Annotated in this window: 21 protein-coding genes; 9 read left to right on the top strand and 12 right to left on the bottom strand. The window is 52.5% G+C overall.

Features of this window, described 5'->3' with window-relative positions:
• Positions 1–20: 20 nt before the first annotated feature.
• From PHF39_RS00660 to PHF39_RS00630, 7 genes are read right to left on the bottom strand one after another with little or no spacing between them, the layout of a single operon-like run.
• Positions 21–800, bottom strand: coding sequence for a hypothetical protein (locus PHF39_RS00660; protein ID WP_300219084.1), 780 nt, complete (start codon positions 798–800; stop codon positions 21–23).
• Positions 797–1,270 (bottom strand): hypothetical protein, encoded by a 474-nt coding sequence (locus tag PHF39_RS00655; RefSeq protein WP_300219082.1) that lies wholly within the window; start codon positions 1,268–1,270, stop codon positions 797–799. The genes PHF39_RS00660 and PHF39_RS00655 overlap by 4 nt, the downstream gene beginning before the upstream one ends.
• Positions 1,267–2,580 (bottom strand): DUF58 domain-containing protein, encoded by a 1,314-nt coding sequence (locus tag PHF39_RS00650; protein WP_300219079.1) that lies wholly within the window; start codon positions 2,578–2,580, stop codon positions 1,267–1,269. The genes PHF39_RS00655 and PHF39_RS00650 overlap by 4 nt, the downstream gene beginning before the upstream one ends.
• Before the next feature lie 3 nt (positions 2,581–2,583).
• Positions 2,584–3,693, bottom strand: a complete 1,110-nt coding sequence (locus PHF39_RS00645) for a MoxR family ATPase (RefSeq protein ID WP_300219076.1) — start codon at positions 3,691–3,693, stop codon at positions 2,584–2,586.
• A gap of 8 nt (positions 3,694–3,701) precedes the next feature.
• A complete protein-coding gene (locus PHF39_RS00640) occupies positions 3,702–4,610 on the bottom strand; it encodes a DUF4350 domain-containing protein (RefSeq protein ID WP_300219074.1) in 909 nt (302 codons plus the stop codon).
• Positions 4,573–6,384: a hypothetical protein gene (locus PHF39_RS00635; protein ID WP_300219071.1), complete on the bottom strand. Its 1,812-nt coding sequence runs from the start codon at positions 6,382–6,384 to the stop codon at positions 4,573–4,575. Before PHF39_RS00635 ends, PHF39_RS00640 begins: the two co-directional genes overlap by 38 nt.
• On the bottom strand, positions 6,381–6,641 hold the full coding sequence (locus tag PHF39_RS00630) for a hypothetical protein (RefSeq protein ID WP_300219068.1): 261 nt from the start codon (positions 6,639–6,641) through the stop codon (positions 6,381–6,383). The genes PHF39_RS00635 and PHF39_RS00630 overlap by 4 nt, the downstream gene beginning before the upstream one ends.
• A 390-nt stretch (positions 6,642–7,031) precedes the next feature.
• Between PHF39_RS00630 and PHF39_RS00625 the strand changes: the two genes are divergently transcribed.
• Positions 7,032–8,921, top strand: coding sequence for a hypothetical protein (locus PHF39_RS00625; protein ID WP_300219065.1), 1,890 nt, complete (start codon positions 7,032–7,034; stop codon positions 8,919–8,921).
• Between the two features lie 273 nt (positions 8,922–9,194).
• On the opposite strand, the gene PHF39_RS00620 is transcribed toward PHF39_RS00625, so the two are convergent.
• Positions 9,195–9,902 carry a metal-dependent hydrolase gene (locus tag PHF39_RS00620; RefSeq protein ID WP_300219063.1) on the bottom strand — a complete coding sequence of 236 codons (708 nt, stop codon included), beginning with the start codon at positions 9,900–9,902 and terminating at the stop codon, positions 9,195–9,197.
• A gap of 242 nt (positions 9,903–10,144) precedes the next feature.
• Here PHF39_RS00620 and PHF39_RS00615 point away from each other — a divergent pair, with 242 nt between their 5' ends.
• Positions 10,145–10,705: a DapH/DapD/GlmU-related protein gene (locus PHF39_RS00615; RefSeq protein WP_300219060.1), complete on the top strand. Its 561-nt coding sequence runs from the start codon at positions 10,145–10,147 to the stop codon at positions 10,703–10,705.
• 138 nt (positions 10,706–10,843) lie between these two features.
• Here PHF39_RS00615 and PHF39_RS00610 read toward each other — a convergent pair whose 3' ends face one another.
• The gene (locus tag PHF39_RS00610; RefSeq protein WP_300219057.1) at positions 10,844–11,689 is read right to left on the bottom strand and encodes a hypothetical protein; all 846 of its coding nucleotides are present in this window, start codon (positions 11,687–11,689) and stop codon (positions 10,844–10,846) included.
• 291 nt (positions 11,690–11,980) lie between these two features.
• On the opposite strand from PHF39_RS00610, the gene PHF39_RS00605 reads away from it, so the two are divergent.
• Positions 11,981–12,205 (top strand): hypothetical protein, encoded by a 225-nt coding sequence (locus PHF39_RS00605; protein WP_300219054.1) that lies wholly within the window; start codon positions 11,981–11,983, stop codon positions 12,203–12,205.
• Positions 12,195–12,608, top strand: coding sequence for a type II toxin-antitoxin system VapC family toxin (locus PHF39_RS00600; protein ID WP_300219052.1), 414 nt, complete (start codon positions 12,195–12,197; stop codon positions 12,606–12,608). The genes PHF39_RS00605 and PHF39_RS00600 overlap by 11 nt, the downstream gene beginning before the upstream one ends.
• Positions 12,609–13,219: 611 nt before the next feature.
• Here the strand turns inward: PHF39_RS00600 and PHF39_RS00595 are convergent.
• The 3 genes from PHF39_RS00595 to PHF39_RS00585 all read right to left on the bottom strand — a co-directional run bounded on the left by PHF39_RS00595 (position 13,220) and on the right by PHF39_RS00585 (position 15,567).
• Positions 13,220–14,488: an ATP-binding protein gene (locus PHF39_RS00595; protein WP_300219049.1), complete on the bottom strand. Its 1,269-nt coding sequence runs from the start codon at positions 14,486–14,488 to the stop codon at positions 13,220–13,222.
• A 363-nt stretch (positions 14,489–14,851) separates the two neighbouring features.
• Entirely contained in the window at positions 14,852–15,340 is a 489-nt protein-coding gene (locus tag PHF39_RS00590; protein WP_300219046.1) for a type II toxin-antitoxin system VapC family toxin, read from the bottom strand.
• Complete coding sequence (locus tag PHF39_RS00585) at positions 15,337–15,567, bottom strand: ribbon-helix-helix domain-containing protein (RefSeq protein ID WP_300219044.1); 231 nt, start codon at positions 15,565–15,567, stop codon at positions 15,337–15,339. Before PHF39_RS00585 ends, PHF39_RS00590 begins: the two co-directional genes overlap by 4 nt.
• Positions 15,568–16,176: 609 nt before the next feature.
• Between PHF39_RS00585 and PHF39_RS00580 the strand changes: the two genes are divergently transcribed.
• From PHF39_RS00580 to PHF39_RS00565, 5 genes are all read left to right on the top strand, one after another.
• Positions 16,177–16,413: an NAD-dependent epimerase/dehydratase family protein gene (locus PHF39_RS00580; RefSeq protein WP_300219041.1), complete on the top strand. Its 237-nt coding sequence runs from the start codon at positions 16,177–16,179 to the stop codon at positions 16,411–16,413.
• Between the two features lie 6 nt (positions 16,414–16,419).
• Positions 16,420–16,692: a Gfo/Idh/MocA family oxidoreductase gene (locus tag PHF39_RS13910; protein WP_366144133.1), complete on the top strand. Its 273-nt coding sequence runs from the start codon at positions 16,420–16,422 to the stop codon at positions 16,690–16,692.
• 42 nt (positions 16,693–16,734) lie between these two features.
• Positions 16,735–17,340, top strand: coding sequence for a hypothetical protein (locus tag PHF39_RS00575; protein WP_366144131.1), 606 nt, complete (start codon positions 16,735–16,737; stop codon positions 17,338–17,340).
• A gap of 243 nt (positions 17,341–17,583) precedes the next feature.
• Complete coding sequence (locus tag PHF39_RS00570; protein ID WP_233504475.1) at positions 17,584–17,898, top strand: nucleotidyltransferase domain-containing protein; 315 nt, start codon at positions 17,584–17,586, stop codon at positions 17,896–17,898.
• Entirely contained in the window at positions 17,876–18,280 is a 405-nt protein-coding gene (locus tag PHF39_RS00565) for a HEPN domain-containing protein (RefSeq protein ID WP_300219037.1), read from the top strand. The genes PHF39_RS00570 and PHF39_RS00565 overlap by 23 nt, the downstream gene beginning before the upstream one ends.
• Positions 18,281–18,285 lie beyond the last annotated feature (5 nt).

Genomic DNA, 18,285 nt, shown 5'->3' with positions numbered 1-18,285 from the left:
CTACCCGTGCGGGCTTCAGGTTATTCGTCAAGGACCGTGAAGATTGCCGTCACATCGGATTTCTTCATATCGGGCGAACAGCGTTCGACACGCACAACCTTTCCCGTGCTCTCGGCACAGGCTGCTGCAAAGAGACTGCAGACCGGGCAGGGGTTCGTGATGCAACACTTCTGAGATTCCGCAACCATGGCCCGGCACCCGTCGATAAGCCGGTAATCTTCCATATCGATGGTGATGACCCCGGATTCCACCGATGCACGGGTCCGCACGGCCACCTCAAGAACATCCACGGCAAGTTCGCGGATAAGGTTTTGCAGGCCGGCCTGATCATGGGGAATTGCAAGGTGCTGTTGTCCCCGGAGCAGGCGGAGGAGAGGGGCACAGGAAGGCTCAACGAGGATCCCTGCCATGTCCTGTCCTGCCACGAATGGCTCGGTGAGAAGCGGCATACCGGAATACTCGGCAGCCGGCACGAGGAGCATGGGGTGGTCCCGTCCATCCCTGCCCCCGGGAATAAGATGGGCGTTCCCCTGGGCTCCCAGGTCAGCACAGATGCGGGCCATGCTGATGCTGCCCTGGACCGGCAGGAGACTGAGATAGCGGAGGTCAAGAGGGTCGCTTCCCGAGAGCGTGACAAAGAAGATACCTGTGAGGAAGCAGGCGAGAGCTGCAATAACGAGGGCAGCGCTCGTGAAGTCGCCACGGTTTGTCAGGATGGCCGTAACAACAAGGATCGCGGCCAGGATCACAAGGGCAAGGGCAGCTTTGTAGCGTGGATTGATCTGCGTGATATTCATCATGACTCACCACCGGAATAGTGCTTTTTGAACTGGTACACGCGCACGGACTGGACAAGGAGAACGATGACACAACCCGCTGTAAGAATGGACAGGGGGAGTAGTACATGGTTCGAGAACTCGATGAGCAGTGCAACTGCAAAGGTCACTCCACAGAAACCCAGGAAATAGGGCAAATCCGGCTTTTCACGGAGAAGGCCGTGCGAGGAACAGACCGTGCCGGCCGTCATCCATGCTGTAAAGAGCCCGGCCCAGATGTTTATCGCGCCCGTTCCTGCAATGAGGAGCGCGCCACTGCATACGATGTAGAATCCCCGGTCCGGCCAGCTGCGGGTCAGCGTATATACGCCGAGAAAGAGAAGGAGGAGGGCCGGGGCAGGATACCATGTATCCGGCCGCAGGTATGCCGTTATCCCAATAATCCCGAGAGCAAGGAGAATGAGGAACCGGTATTCAGGCGGGAACGTGCTCACGCGCCCACCCCCCGGACTGCGGAAAACGTATCCCGGCGGGCAGGTCTTCCTTCACGAGCCTCCTCAATGACCCTGACCGTTACCTGGACCTGGCAGGTGCGGAGGGGCCTGACCACATGCCGGATATGGCTCGTATCCCCGCAACCGAGTGTAAAGAGATATGCGTTGGTGAGGAGCAGCTGCGAGAGTGTCCGGGTGACCTGCCCGGCAAAAGCCGGGTTCCGCTGGCAATAGAGGATTCCGGTATAGCGGTCCTTCAGGGTTTCAAGAACCGCCCGTACCCGTGGGTCCTGTGCCCGTGAGCCGGCATCCTCGCAGTGCCGTATCATGCTCCGGAGATCGTTCCGGTCCGGCATCCGGTAGAAGTGGACGGAGCGTTCGGCCGGGTGCATCCACTCTTTGAGTTCGGCAAGGCAGTGTGCCGGGTTCTTCTCCTCGCGGATGAGGTGGATGATGTTGGGGCCGGAGATAAAGAGGATCGAGATATGCTGGAAGGACTGCAGGGTATCGGTCACCATCCCGGTAACTTCAGAGATCATCTTTGCAAATGCCTTTTCCGGGCAGGGCGCCCCGCACCAGGGAAGGTCGACAATGAGGAGCGGGGGGTGGCTTGTCGGGGAACTGTATTTCCGGATATACATTTTATTGTACTTGGCCGAGATCTTCCAGTCCACGTGACGCAGGTCATCACCGGGCTGGTATTCCCGGAGTGAGTGGATATCGACTGTTGAGAGCACGCTTGCCTTCCGGTTGTCGCGTGACCCTTCAAGCGAATCCGTTGAAGGTGCCTGGAAGAGCCCCGCGGGAAGGACCGAGAGGACCGGCCCGGTCTCGGTCTCCCGGGATAATCGCAGGGTATAGGAGAAAAAAAAGTTTTTAAAGGTGAGCTCGATTCCGGAAAACCGGAGATCGCCGTGGATGAGGGGGACGATCCGGTAACGGCACAGGTATGTCTGTTCAGGGCTGCCTGGAACGGTATCGATTGTTGTCTCACCGTCCATGACGAGAGTCTTTGACGGGGGGAGTTCATTGATGAGAACATGGATGCGCGGCAGACCGCGGAGCGTGATCCGGGTTGTCACCAGGAGCGATGTCCCCCGCCGGACCATGTTTCGGCCCAGTGTCCGCCTGCATTGAACAGAGGATGCGATCTCCCGTATGTCCCGGTCGAAAACAAGGTACTGTCCAAGGACTGCAACGGCAAGTGCGCTCCCTGCAAAAAGGAGTGCCGGGTCATCGAGCGCCAGTGCGCCGGCAATAAGCAGGAGCGTGACAAGACAGATCCCCTGCGAGCACCGTCTCAGCTGCAAAACTCAGAGCACCTCGATCTTTGAGAGGATCTCGTCCAGCACCTGTCCCCGCGTGACCCCTTCGACCTCTGCGTCGCGCGAGAGAATGATCCGGTGGGCGAGAGCCGCCCGCGATACCTGCTTGATATCGTCCGGGATGACGTAGGTGCGGTTGTTCAGTGCAGCGAGCGCCTTGCCGCCACTGATGAGGGCAAGCGAAGCACGGGATGACCCCCCGAGTTCGATGTCGGGATGTGTCCGTGTGGCGATCACGAGATCGCGGATGTACTGGAGGACCGGTTCCTCAATAGAGACCTGCCGGACCACCTGGATATAATGTTTCAGGGCCAGCGGCGTGAGAATGGGGGCAAGTGATTGGGAATAGGTCTCCCACTGGAGCATGCCCTCATTGGCGCGCCGGATGACGCTGAGTTCCTCCTCCGGCCCCAGGTAATCGGAACGTATCGAGAACATGAACCGGTCGCGCTGCACCTCGATGAGCGGGAATGTCCCCTCGAATTCATGGGGGTTCTGCGTTGCAATGACACAGAACGGCGACTGCATCGGCATGGTGATCCCGTCCAGCGTGACCTGGCGTTCACTCATCGCCTCGATAAAAGCACCCTGCGATTTCGGGTTGATACGGTTGATCTCATCGGCAAGGAGGATGTTGGTGAAGACCGGCCCTTTCCGGAGGACGAACTCCTTCTTGTACTGGTCGTAGATCCGTACGCCAAGCATATCCGCGGGCTGGAGGTCGATCGCTCCCTGGATACGGTTGAAGCTGCACCCGGTAAGGATGGCAATGGATTTTGCGATCGTGGTCTTGGCAGTCCCCGGAACCCCTTCTACCAGAATATGACCTTCATTCAGGAGAGCAAGAAGGATCAGGTCAATGACATCGTGGTTCCCGACAACGAATTCATTCAGTCTCTCGTTGATGAAGGCAGCAAGGCCGGAGATCTCCTCTATCTCTTTTTTCAGTTCCGGAAGGGAAAGCCGGCCGGAAGGATCTTTCTGCACGGTGTCTGTCTCGTCAGCATTCAGTGCACTACCGGAAGGCTTGTTGTTCCCGTCGCGCCCGGTCTTCCGGGATATGCCGATAATTTTCTTCTCAAGATTGCTATGGTCCATTCTTTCACCTATACAGCCTTCTTTCTCCATGCCCAAGCTGCCCCAAGGATGAGCAGAGAGAATATGAGAATTTCTATAATTACTGTATTTCTTACTACATGAAGAATCCCGCTTAACCCTTTTGCATCCGCGGTACGGGAATTCATCTGGTCGATAAGCAGGGGGCCATTATTCGTGAGGTTGTGGATAAACACCCGGTTGTTCTCATTCTCCGGCTGGATATACATCGTGTTGACGAAGATACTGGGATCGGACAGGACAACCAGCCTGCCGGGTCCGATGGATTCCTGGACCATCACCGGCAAAGTACCCATCTCCTCGCCAATATTAAGCCGGTTGTTCCCGTTCCGGTCAGCCCAGCTCATAACGGACGTGAGTGCAAGCGGCGTTCCTCCCCCCAGCAGCGCCGCCCCGTTCAGGATTATTTCAGAGGGCATTACAAAGGGGCCCTGTTCCGGTGTGCGGTACGTGATGATGAGATACGGGTCAGCATACTGGCGGTCGAGGCTTGAGACATTCACGGGAATGATAGTGACCCTGCTCCCGATCCCTGCCAGGATTTCATTACCGGAACCAAAGTCATCGGCTAGGAAGATGGTGTGACCTTGTGCAAGGAATGCCCTGTATCCCGCTATCTCATTTTCCGTGGGCTTCCGGTGCGGGGCAATGATAAGAAGCGTCGCGTTTCCCTGCTGTTTTTCCAGGACTGCCGGGTAGAAGACATCGGTTGTTTTGTCGCGGTCAAGGTCAAAGAAGAATGCAGACGCCCCGTTCCAGCCGGTGTTGTACCGCGAGAACTCCATGTCATTGGCCGAGAGGTGAAGGAAGAGGAGAACCAGGGCCGCAACAAAGACTCCCCCGGCGATCCAGGACGCGTACCTAATGGCGATCACCTTCCATCTGCTCGTCCGTAACATGCAGGGCAGTTTCGAACACGTTCTGGTCCCTGACTGAAACGATGCTGCCGTACCTTATACGCTCGTATACCGCGATGAACCGGGCAAACGGTCTGCAGTAGGGCTTGCCCTTGCAGCCGCGGGAGATCTCGCGCGCAGTCAGGGTGCGGTGGCGGCGGATCTCCTGGTCGCGGGCAACCCGGGCAGCCAGCTGCTGGTACACGCGCCAGGATGCCGCCTTCAGCCCTTTTTCCTGGAGCAGGCGGGAATAATACGAGACGATAGTCTCGGTATCCAGGTCCATCAGTTCGCTGGTATCTGTTGGTTGGGCCGGTTGATCCCCGGCCAGGATCTCCGGAGAACTCCCCGTGGCCGCGGAACCGGAGACCTCCCCGCTCCGTTCCGCCCGGGCCTCGATCTTACGGGTCATCCGCTGGATGTAATACAGGGTGGCTTTTACAAAGCCCGCAAGGATTGCGATGCCGAATATGATCAGGAGGATGTCCCAGAGTTCCAGTTCATCGCCAGTCTTTGCGATGAGCGAGATCTCAATCACCTGCGGATCGCTTTCTGACGGATCGATCGGGTATCCCACACCATTGAACCGTGCAAGGATCGTGTGCCTCCCGGGAGGCAGATCGATCTCTTTCATGAACCATCCCCGGCTGTCGGTCTTGGTGACCAGCACATGCGTCTCGTCCCATACCAGCTCGACGGAGGCGGACCGGACCGGGTAATTGGCCATGACCGCGCCGGAACAGTTGACGGTCGTGGTCTTATTGGTCGGGCTCACCGAGAGGTTTGTCGCGGAGGGTACCTGCTCTACTGTAAGAGTCCGGTTCACGGAGCGCGAGGTGGGGGAGCGGGAATAGACTGTATGGGTCCCCGAGAGGGTGCGTTCTACCGGGATCTTTGTGTTGTAATAGCCGAAACTGTCTGTGGTGACGGTGGAGTATGGGATGTCATCCATGTACAGGACAACCTGTTTTCCGCTCCCCCTCACAGTGACATTTCCCGTGAGGGTGAGTGCAATCCCCATGTACTCGATCACGTCGCGGTATTCTCCGGTTTCGGGCCGGAGGAAGAGGGAGATGCGTTCCTCACCCGGAACAAGCGAGGTATCGACCCGGAGCAGCGTCTCTGCCTGCGGGTTCTCGATCTGTTCGATAATCTGGTCGACAACAACCTGGCTTTCCAGGTTCTTTGTTGAGTTGATGCCGAGTTTCCTGCTGCTTTCGGCCACGCGTTCCGTTGCATTGCGATACCGGGCGCCCATGCCGCGGACTTTTTTCCGAAGTTCCTCTCCCCGGAGACGGACCGTGGTGAGCATATCCTGGTTGTTCTCGCTGTGATACTGGATCTCCATGACCTGGAGTTCGTCTAAGGAAATGGTTGTGTTGAGGAGGGAGTCTAAAATCTCCTTCTGCATGGCCGTGTTTCGCTCCAGTTCCTGGATCTCGCTCTCGTTCATGTCCAGCTTCACGATCAGGTTCTTTAATGAACCGTGGCTGTTCTGGAACCGCTCGAAGTCCCGTCGCGCCTGTTCGATATCGTGAACCCGGATCGAGAGCGAGAGCGGGCCCGTGAAATCGACAAACTCCTGGATCTCCGGTACGATGTCGTCCGTACTGTTGGTTGCCAGCTGTTTCAGGACTTCAGTGTTCTTGTGGAACGGGGACGGGAAGGAGTCTTTTTCCAGCGCATACAAAAGCGGCGCGGGGATTGTGAGAGCCAGTGCTGCCAGTATCGCAATAACCAGAAGGAAAAAAACCGCGTACCGTGCCTTTGCGTTCATCGTGCAAGGATCTCCATGACTTTCATCGCCACGATGCACCCGAAGAGAAGGATGCCCGCGGCAACCACGTACTTGAGGTACCGCATGTAGGGTGGCAGGGAGAACCGCGTGTCCATCAGTTCAACGATGACAAGCAACCCAATCAGCCAGAGAACAAAAAAGATCTCAAGGTCGATCCGTGCGGCAAGGAGCATGAATATCGTGATAACAACGAGCCAGACTGTAACGGCAATGATGGCGAGGTCCTTCTTTTTCATTCCCGATCATTCTGTTGGATATTGGGATATAGGTAATTTTCTTTTTATATGCTGGTTTCAATATGGAGGAGGATTACTGATAACCCCCTCTTTTTTTGATCTTCTTTCCCGGGAGAAGTTGCCTTTTGGCAGGGGTAATGGAAATTCTCTGGGGATTACATATTGGAAAAAGTGGAAAAAACTGTACGGCTTCCCGGGTATGTTTCCCATGACATCACCGTGTTCCCGTCATTGAGAATTTCCGGTCTCCTTTTTACCGGATTACCTTCCGTTGTATTTCTCTCACGATCTCTCCGGGGAAAATGCTGGCACATTGAGCTTATTTACAGGAGAGATTCAATCCGCAGCGATACCAAAAAAGTTGAATAATAGCATTGCGGATTATATCTGATGGAAAAAATTCAGATCCAGTTTAATGAATCTGATTATACAACTTACCATGATTATTGCCTGAAATATTACCAGGTCCAGGGTACCGGTAGGCGGCAGGCAATCCATGCGTTCCTGGAACTGTATACAAAGGGCATTCTTGTCGTGGAAGAGCAGGACCTCCGCCCGGCCCGTCATTTCCTTACGGAAAAATGCAATGAACTGAAGGCGGAGAAGGACCATGCTGTTGAAGGCGATGCGCCTGTTGCTGTCCGCGCCCGGCTCTGCTCGGATCTCCTCACGTTCCTCGACGACCTGGAAAAGATGTACCGGCTTGTCAGGAAACAGGGACTTGTCCCCAATTACCTGATGCTCCTTGCCACATTCTCGAAAGTCATTGAGGAGATGCGCGATGCATCAGCTGTGGGATTATACGATGTCGACCGCGCCCTCCTCGATAACCTGGCCACCCCCCTTGCTGCGATCATCCGGAAACGGCTGGGCACGGACCGTGAGTGGCGATCGGTTCTCAAGGAACTCTCGTTCATTGCCACCCGGTTCTCCCAGAAATTCCCGGAGCCGGCCTTCGAAGCCGAGATCGTCCAGCTGGTGGCCCCGCATGTTATTGCACATTTCAACCGGGATGTCGGGATAAAAGAGATCTTATCTGCCCTCTCTTCCTGCTATGAGGAATGCGAACTCGATGAGTTCGAGTCGCTCCTGAACCGTACCCCGGAAGCGCTCAAATACGACCAGGAAACGGATATCGACTGGGAAGCGATTGCCGGGCCATTGGAGAGGGTGTCCTCTGATGTCAACCGGCAGCGCGAACGGCTTGCCCGCGAAGCATCGACCCTTGCAGACCCGGCCCTGCTGATGGCGCTCGGGTCCGGCGGGGACGACCGGCCGACACCTGCGGTCTCACCTGCTCCGGGATATCCTGTTCCGCTGGGCGGGAAAACATTCGATATCGCTGTTACGGCGAATGGTTCGACTCAGGTCGAGTCCCCGATCAAGGCTTATCCCCTTGCCGATGAACCAGTGAAAGCCCCGGATTTTGGCGCGCTGAAACCCTATCTCCCCCTTATCATCGGTTTTTCCATCATCGTGCTCTTCATTGTCGGGACAATGTTCATATCCGGAGACTGGGAACCCTTTGGCAACGCGACTAATACGACAAGCCCTGGCCAGAAGAATGTGACAGCAACGAAGACTACGGCAAAACCGGCTGCAACGACCGCAAAACCCGCTGTAACAACGGCAAAACCTGTCAAGACAACAGCTAAACCTGCCGCGACAACGATTAAGGTAACCGCCACTCCGACGCCAAAGGTGTACAGCGCTGCCGATATCGGCAACCACCTGCTCGATATTGCTTTTGGGCCGGATAACAGCAAACTGGAGAAAGTAAATAAATCCCTTGTCTCACTCTCTATCTCCGGATCCTATTCCGACAGTGATGTAGATCACCTGAAGAAATTCATCGATGATTTCAACATGTATTCTGCCACAACCAAACTCTCTACCAACTTAAACGTCCAGGGACAGGGTGATATCCCGATCTTCTTTATTCCGGAAGATGGGTTGAAGCAGGTAGACCAGGAATCCCGGACAGATGAGTTCAGGGATACTGATAATGGGAGATTCTATATCATCACTACGGCTGATAAAGTGTATGTCAATTCCGACCTGACCGGTGCCGCGCGAAAGAAATGGCTGGTGCGCAGCGCACTCACAAGGATGGGTTTCTTTGGCGAGACCTACAAGTATACAGATAGCATCTTCTACACAAATACCAACACAGCGGTGGAACCAAATTCGATTGACTGGAAAGCCATCCAGATAATGTTTGGTAAAAAAATTACCTGGGGTATGACAAAGGCGCAGGTTAAGACAGTTCTTGGCCTGTAATTTTCATCGGTTTTATTTTCATGTTCGAGATTGATAATGCAGGGCCGGATGAACGCCATTGTCAGATACTATTGAGGATGCCAACAGCCCCCTTCTTTTCCGGTCTTCTTCAATGGGAGAATTCGCTTTTTGGCAGGGGCAATCGAATTTTTCTTTTTTCAAGAACCGTGAATTCTCCTGCACATCAAGCCGCCCTGTCATCAGATAAAGACGAGGAAACGTGGGATTATTCCTTCTCTTCAAATAATTGGGTCTGGAGATTCAAAAAAATCCTTACTGCTCTTCTATACTGGTCACGATATTAAGCCACCGCCAGAAGAGGAGCGATGCAGCGGCAATGACAAGGCCCCCCAGGATCAGTTCCTCCGGCCTGCCCCAGCCGATCTGCGGAAGTTTGTGCCCGCCCAGCCCCCAGCCAATGAGGATCCCGGCAAGGCTGCCAAACACCAGTGCACTGAATGTCATGATAAGGGTGATGACCGCCCGTTTTTCTTTGAGTACCGGGGAGATGCGGGACCGGAAGAGGACAGCAAGGACCAGGATGAGGACCATTGCCCCGAGAATGACTTCGAAGGGATTATGGAGTTCTTCAAGAAATTTCACCCAGAAGAAGTCCTCGGTATGGGAACCGGAGAACGATCCGAGGAAAGGATAGTACCAGTTCACCGGCTGGCGCCACATCAGGTCAAGAACCTGGTGGGAGAGAATCCCGGTGCCGAGCGCAAAAAGCCCGGGATCCTGCCGCAAGCGCCAGTACACGATCCCGGCCCCGAGAACCAGGAGCGCGAGGGCGAGAGTATGGGTGAAGATCCTCCCATAGCCTATCGATGAGGAGAGGACAAGGAGCCCGAGCGGCTTGTCGATGAGATCCGGGAGGATGGCACCGATGGTGCAGGGAATGAGCCACCGCCGGTCATGGAAGAGTTCTGCACAGAGGAACCCGAGCACGATGCCGGTAAAGAGATGGAAAAAGAAATACATCGGTGATTAACTTGTGAAACGGATGGTATAAAAAGAGAGGCGAGACTGTAGTGTTTCTCTATGGAAGAAGAACGAAGACCGGACATTTTCTGTTCTTGTTATCCGGTGTAATCATGACCAAACCGGCTGAATTTTGGGGATAATTTTTCATTTCAGATAAATGAAAATTTTTATCTTATTGTTGTTGCTATGATACAATACAAAAAAATAAATCCCTCAAAATTTCGTTGGAGATTTACACAATGATTCCCGGAAACCTGCAGCAGTTCCAGACCTCGTTCCGTATGGTGGAGTCCACCCTGATTGGTTTTCCTTCGCCCGCGGCCCTGAAGTCCGAGATCTTTCCCGGCGTACGTCTGGGTGCGGACCCATCGATTGGCCGGCACTGTATTATCTATGGCAATGTCTTTATCGGCGACCGGTTCCGGTGCGGGAATGATGTTCTGATCCGGAGCGAAACCGCGCTTGGGGACGATGTAACCTTATGCACCGGGACTTGTATTGACATGGACGTGGTAATCGGGAATAACGTGACGGTCCGAGAGGATGTCTGGATCCCCCGGTTTACACGGATTGGGGATAATGTTGAGGTTGGGGCGGGTGTCCGGCTTGTCGGTGAACCGGAATTCTCATCCTCGTCACTGGTGACGGACCGGGCGATCGTTCTTGGCGAAGGCTGCGTGATCGGGAAGAAGGCGATCATTGCCCCGGGCGTCAGTATCGGAGTCGGGGCAGTTGTCGATGAAGGGGCAGTTGTTACGTCAGATATTCCGGCTAATCCGGAGCGCGCAAAGGGGAACTGAATCAGGTTTTTAAGCAATTCCAGGATCTAATAAGCAATTCAGAACGCTGATGAATATCCTGAAGATCTTCATACCAACAAAAAAATGACAGGTTTTGGGCCTGTTACCAGGAATCCCTGATCGGCATGGCTCATTCTCTTACAGGCTTTTGCATTCTGAAATTGCCAAAACAGGTTCAATCGCCATCCTCATCCGGTTGTCATGTTTTGGGATGACAGTAGTGGCACGCTGTTCTTCATCAAGGGCCTTCTTTCCTGCCCGTGTTTCCGGTTCCAGGACAATCCCGATATTCTCGATTGCATCCTGGAGGATACGATACCTTTGGAATGCCCGGGCAAATCCCCGTATCCAGAGTTCGAATATGAGCCCCTGCTGCGGTTTCATTGCCCGGAACGCAGCGATCTCTTTCCTGCATCGTTCCTGGATTTTTTTGCTGTTGAACCAGGAGTCACGGATGCGGCGGATACGGACGAAACTTGTGATCCCGTCCTTCATGGCGATGAAATCGTACGGGAGTTCTCCATCTGATACAACATCGGCGACAGTAAACCCCCAGATGGCAGCCCGCCGCTTTGCTTCCCGGATGGCCACAACCGGCCTTTTGTTCCGGCCCGGGCCGGGATCTTTTCGTGTCGCTTCCGGCAGTGTTCCGATCCGGTCCATAGTTCCTGTCTGTTCTTTGTGCGGTTTTCCCATCATTTCCATTGTACTTTTCTGGTCTTCTTGCGGTTTTCCCGTCCAGTCCATGGTTCCTGTCTGTTCTTTGTGCGGTTTTCCCATCATTTCCATTGTACTTTTCTGGTCTTCCTGCGGTTTTCCCATCTGGTCAATGGTTTTTTGCTGTTCTTCGTGCGATACAGGGGACATGTTTCCGGCACCATCTTTGCATCCGGCATCGTGTCCCCAACCGGCGATCCGCGATCCATCGTTCCTGCGATAATCGTTGATCCGGTTCATCTCGTTCTTTGTGTTCATAGTCTGCATTTTCTCAACTCCTGCCACACGCCGTGCCGGACCGGTGGAACGCGAGAGCGTACGCTATCCGTAATGAGTCTTTAAGGAGAAGTTTTCTCTTTCCACCCGGCTCCTGGTGACCGGTCGTGTGGCACAACCTTGTTGGAGCGGATAAAAGGTATGCTTATCTGAATAAACTAAAAATTTTCAAAACCGGAGACTCTGCGCAGGTTTCAGGAACAACAGAGCGAAAATTTCGCGATTCCGGCTGCGCAAAAAAAGGCGGTATTTTTATATACAAATATTGTACACAATATGATTGTGCCAACATCTGTTTACAGTATCCGGATCGATTCACGGGTACGGAAGATGATCGATGAGCTTCCGGGAAAAAAATGCCAGGAGGAGATCCGGGTCCTCATCGAGAATACGGTCAGGATGAAACGCAGGCAACAGCTGCTGGATGCTGCGCAGAAGAGACAGGAAACAAAGGCTCCGGGCATGCCTGCTGCCCGGATTATCCGTGAGGCCCGCGATGACCGGTAGGACTGTTCTCGATTCAAGCGTCATTGCCACGCTCTTTTTCCCGGAAGACATGACAACAAGGACGATCAGGAAGCTTGGTTTTGAACCCTATCTCACGGTGGACAGTGCCGTGGCAGACGCAGCACAGGTTGCCGCAAAACGGTTGGCATCAGGGGCGGACAGTCCCGATGACGTGAAGGAGATGCTCCACGATGCCATCTACTATATCACTGAGCTCTGCGATCCGATCCCCTCAGCCGAATTGATCGATCCGGCCCTCGACCTAGCCTGCGAGCTCAATATTTCACTATACGATGCGCTGTTCGTGGCTGCCGCGGTACGCGAACGCGAGGCACTGTTCACGGCGGATAAAGAACTTGGAGCTATAGCAAAGAAGGTATGCAGGGTACGGGTGCTTGAGTAATTCTTCGGTTTGGGGTGAAGCTTGTCGGGGATAATAAAAACCTCTGCCCGGTGGAATTACCCCCAGATAATCCCCATTTTTCCCTGATCCGCATCCAAAAAAAGTCTCACACAGTGGTAGCCGGCAACTGGTTTTTATGTCCATCGGGGAGAGAATGTGCGTTTTTCCGGCCACGTTTAAATGTGGACATAGTTATGGTATCTATTGCCTGAATTCTCCGACGTGAATAACCGGATGGGGCCGCGATGTGGACATGAGTTGTCATATTGCGTGTCCACACATTTCCGGAAACGTGAGCGGAGCCCTATACAGGCTCCTTTTGGCAGGGGGTGGGAGTAAGTATTGCCAAGGGCTCATGCTGTGCAGTGGCAGGCGGCAGAAAACTTGTCATATATTCGGGGTAATCCCCGCAAATTATTGGTTGATGCAGGGATATGGAGATTTCAGAATTGTCCGTGAAGCCATGGATTTCGTTTTCCCGGACGGGGGATCTTTATGAAAAAAACTTCAGAAAGAACCTGGTTTATTTTTATCCCCTATCCGATGAAGAATAACGGATTGATCACCTGTTCTGTTGCTCAATCCTTATGCTGATGCTTAAGGATATCGAATCACCTATATCCGGGAATTCCTGGTCGCTGTAACCATTTCCAGAGGGGGATATACTGGATCTTTCCCCGTATGCCAAACCATTCCTCAGTTGTTATGTGTTCTTCTTCCCCGGTCAGGATGATGCGGTTTTCGCACGCCAGATCCCGGCCTGCTATCAGGAGAGCGTTAACTTCCCGCCGTCGTGTCTTTTCACCGGTCAGATTGATACAGACCTGGATGAGTGCAACCACCTTCGTTTCCTGGTGCAGGACAAAATCCACTTCATGGTTATGTGCGTTCTTCCAGTAGTACAGGTTCAGGTTTCCGGAAAGTTCCATCTGGTGAAGTGCAATTGCAACCAGGTTTTCATTCAGGCACCCATCATTCCGGGAAAACCTGAATCCTTTGGCCGTGACAAACCCGTTATCGATACAATAGATCTTCCGGTTTGCCATAACCTGTTCCTTTACCTTGTACGAGAATCTCGGGACGGAAAAAAAGAGAAATGCTTCTTTTAGGTACTCAAGGTACTTCCGCACGGTCCGGTCACTCCTGCAACCGGTCACCCGCGTGAGACCGTGCACGGAATATTCCCCCGCAATCGTGGAACAGAGGTAGTGGGCGAGATTTCCCAGGCCCTGAGGGGAGCGGACCCGGTAGCGCTGGATAATGTCCTTGTACACCACGGCATCGAAAAGGCGCAGGAGGTAATCTTTCCGGTCTATGGCAGTTACCAGGTGTTCGGGAAATCCCCCGGTGACAGAATATTCCGCAAGGTATGCACGGTATTCACTTTCGGTATATTCCCCGGGTTTTGTCCGCAGGTATTCAGCAAAGGAAAAGGGGAAGATGGTTGTAATGGTGTGTCGGCCGGTCAGGTGCGTTGCGAGTTCTTTACTGAGCAGGTGTGCATTGCTTCCGGTGATATAGAGCGTATAACCCTGCCGTGCCAGCCGGTTTGCCAGGAGTTCCCATCCCGGAATATTCTGGATTTCATCAAGCAGGAGCGTTTTTGATCCGTTATAGAGATCAGCTATCTCAGTGAGAACATCAGGGATTTTTTCTGTATTATTGAGCTCTTCGTCATCAAAATTTACATAGCCGAACGGGCCCTGCGCCATGAGGTACCGGGTTACAAAAAATGATTTCCCGGCCCTGCGGGGACCAATAATAATCCGGATAAGCCGGCTTTTCCCGTTACGGATCTCTGCCGTGCGCTCGATGTACGGCTCTGCTTTCCGGAGCTCGAGTTCCCGCTTCTGCTGTAAAAGAGCATCCCTGACGGTCATTGTGTGTTCTGAATAATTATAATACAAAAAAGTAGTTAAAATTTTGTATTATGGTTTTTGACAACTCTCTAATCTAACGGAAGGGGTGACCGGGTAACCATGCCCGTCAGCAGGATTTCCGGTCTTGACCTCTATGTACTGATGCTCGTCCAGGACAATTTGTTCGGCGGGCTTACCGTAACCCGGCTACAAGCCGGTTTGTTCACCGGCACATCCCAAAGAACAAATATGCATTAAAATTCAAAATAAAAGATTTAATGTGGGCCATGGATTTCCCATGAGGGAGTGGGGATAGTGTTGTTGCAATGAGACAGTTTTTCAAAACACCCAAACCGGGGTACCTATGATCCCCACGTGTGCAGATCAGGTGAACATATGTGACACGGTTTTCAATGCCCCGGGTTTCCTGATATCTACCGGGTGAACCATCCCGTCAACAAGAGATGTGGAGAAATGAGTGTCCGCATGAAGAAAGAGTGCCGGCGCAGCATGATGGGCGGTAACGAGTTGAATTGCATCAATAACGTAAAAGTTGGAGTTCCGGATAATCTGGTTGACCTCGGGCAGATACACTTTGTCCAGACCAAGGATCGCAAGCTCGTTATTCATGATGCGGGTATTCAGGTCGAAAAGGATTGAATCAATAATCTTCTGGGCTTCGTCCTCGCTGAGTTCACGAAGGTTCTTTCTTTTGATAATTCCCCGTATGATTTCCGGAATACTGAGATTTGATATAAGTCCGGTTACCCGGTGAGCCTCCATCTGTGAGAAAACCTCATCTATTATGTCAGATCCGGCTTCCCTTGTATAAGCACGGAAAAGAGCACTGGTCTCGATATACGCGAATGTCATGATTCTTCTTCTTGTTTGACATCCTGCAGGATCTTCCCGGTAGGAATGGTAATATATTTGCTCAAGACCTCCCGCACTTCGTTACGGGAGTAAAGGTTTCCTTTAACCGCGATTAACAACCTGATTGCATCTTCAAGTGCCTCTTCCTGCGTAGAATAGGCTTTGTCTTCGACCAGTGCATTCAGGCGCCGGGCAAGATCAGGATTAATCTTTACTGATACTGACATTATGCTCACCTTTTATCCGTGTTGATACTATTGTATCATGATGTCGTATATATTTAAGGGAGTACATGATTGTGGCTGAATACTTACTCTGTGTGATATCCCGAGTTACCTTCACTCAATGATTGCCAGGAAATACCTTGCGGGTGATCGAAAAAAATGTGTTATGTGAGTAACCGCCTTTCTCCTCCATGGGCGGGAGGCCGCTTAATGGGTGCGCCCCTTTGGTCCCACTTTGAGATGAACGTTTTCAAACAACATTCCTGCCCGGCAAGGCCCCGATGAGTATCTGACATTACGTAAGCGATGCCTGATCCGCAGAAGCATCATGTTTCGAGGCGGCCGGGCGACACCCGAAGGGGGTGGTGGAACTTATAAATCCCACCCCCACTCGAAGAACCTTGCGGATCTTCTCATATCTCGTTCCTTCGGAATTCGATACACCGATGGGTGTGTGTGCTCATAATTTTAAAGATTTGAGAAATTATTCCGGGACAGGGAACTGTTCTCTCCTGAATCATAGCACCGGATAATCAGGATAATCTTCTTTCACATACTATTATCATTGTTCAATCCTGTGAGAAATCTCCGGGATTTTCAAGGATTCGCATCATGAGGTATGTTGTAACCGGCGGGGCAGGGTTCATTGGCTCACACATTGCCGAAGGACTTGTCGCAAACGGACATGAGGTTGTGATCTTTGATAACTTTTTTTCCGGAAAAAAAGAGAACGTGAGCGATCTTCTGGCCGGCCTGAAAGTCTCTGTGATGAGGTCCTCTCGCTGCCGGTCCACCCGAATGTCACAAATCCGATGCTTGAAACGATCTGTTCAACCATCAACGGGGTGAAGAAAGATGGATGTTGGCGTTATCGGCTGCGGGATTATGGGAAAGAATCATATCCGGGTCTATTCTGAATTGAAACTCGTTGATCAGATCTATGTGTATGATCCCGATCCCAAATCGATCAGCCACTTGAAATCCACGTGCGAGTCTGTGACCGTCTGCCCGACCATTGAGGACCTGATCAAGAAGGTCGATGCAACCAGCATCTGTGTCCCGACCCCCGACCATTTCCGGGCTGCAAAACAGCTGATCGAATCGCATATCCCCTGCCTTATAGAGTAGCCGATCTGCCAGACCGTAGAAGAGGCTCGTGAACTTGTGAAGATGATTCCCGATGACCTAACTGTTGGTGTCGGGCATATCGAGCGGTTCAATGCGATCATCCCCGAACTCGCCCAGATCATCAAGCATCCGGTCTATGTCGAGATCAACCGGCACAACCCGGGTTCTTCGCGTATCGTTGGTACTTCGATCATCGAGGACCTCATGATCCACGATATTGACATTCTCCTCAACCTCTTCCCGATACAAGAGTGGAGCCTGGCATGTTCCGGTAATGACGATGTCGCAACAGCCCTTTTCACTCTTGATACCTGCCCGGCAATCCTTACTGCCAGCCGGAAGTCATCCAAGAAAATTCGGAGGATCTATATTGAAGAGGAGCATTTCACGGTTGAAGGGGACTACATGGCCCAAGAGATCTATATTCACCGGAAACCCGGCCGGTTCTCTATTGATGGTGAGCGGTACTCGCAGGAGAGCACGATCGAGAAGGTGCAGGTTAATAAGTCTGAACCTTTAAAGAAAGAACTTAAGACATTCCATCGTGCTGTGCGGGATAAGAAACCGTTCACGGTTACACCACAGCAGGCGCTGGAGAATATGGTGATATGTGAGAGGATTCATGAGGGAATTCACCGGGCCGGGTAAATGCCAGTTGGCAGCACGATAAATTCTGCATCAGTAGTCAGAATAAAACCTGATTTGCGATCGCTATGAAGATTGTATCTGTTGTCGGGGCACGGCCGCAGTATGTGAAAAAACCGGGGGATGATCATGACCGTCTCTTAGGACAGATATGCATTTATGAATCAAAATAAAAACAATCCAGTGTAGAACGGGGATTTATCCCACGGAGGATCTATGCAGGAAGGAAGAACAATCCGGAACGATGTGTTGAACGAGATCCTCACGCGTATTGTGGATGTCGCAAAACCGGAAAAAATAATTTTATTTGGTTCTGCTGCACGGGAAGATATGGGGCCGGACAGCGATATTGATCTCCTGGTGATCAAGAATGGTGCATTTGACGAGGGTTCGCTGACGGAGGAGATCTATATGCGCCTGATCGGTATTGGTAAAGCAGTCGATGTTGTCGTGATTTCTGCTGCAGATGTGGAACGATTCCACAACTCACCGTTTTTTGTTGTGCAGCCTGCACTGCTTCAGGGGAGGGAGGTCTATCGTGCCGGCACGATTTCCTCCTGATGATCCCCGGGAATGGCTGAACCGTGCGCATTCCAACCTCTCGCTTGCCAGTACGGTTCCGCGTAACGAACTTTACCTGGAAGATCTCTGCTACAATGCCCAACAGGCAGCGGAGAAAGCAATCAAGGCAGTTTGTATATCCTACGATATCCCGTATCCTTATGTCCATGACCTGGCAGCGCTTGTCACTATCCTTATGAACCATGGTATTGTGGTTCCGGACCGGGTGAAAGAATCTGCAAAACTCACGCGGTTTGCCGTTGCCACCCGGTATCCCCGCATTCATCCACCGGTTCGCCTTGATGAATACCAGAGATCCCTTTCGATTGCCGGAGATGTTGTCCGCTGGGCTGAGACGATAATCCGGGAAAAGAGATCCTGAATCTG

Origin of the sequence: Methanoregula sp. (assembly GCF_028712425.1) — an archaeon.
GTDB lineage: Archaea > Halobacteriota > Methanomicrobia > Methanomicrobiales > Methanospirillaceae > Methanoregula.
This window is presented reverse-complemented; position numbering and strand designations above follow the sequence as displayed.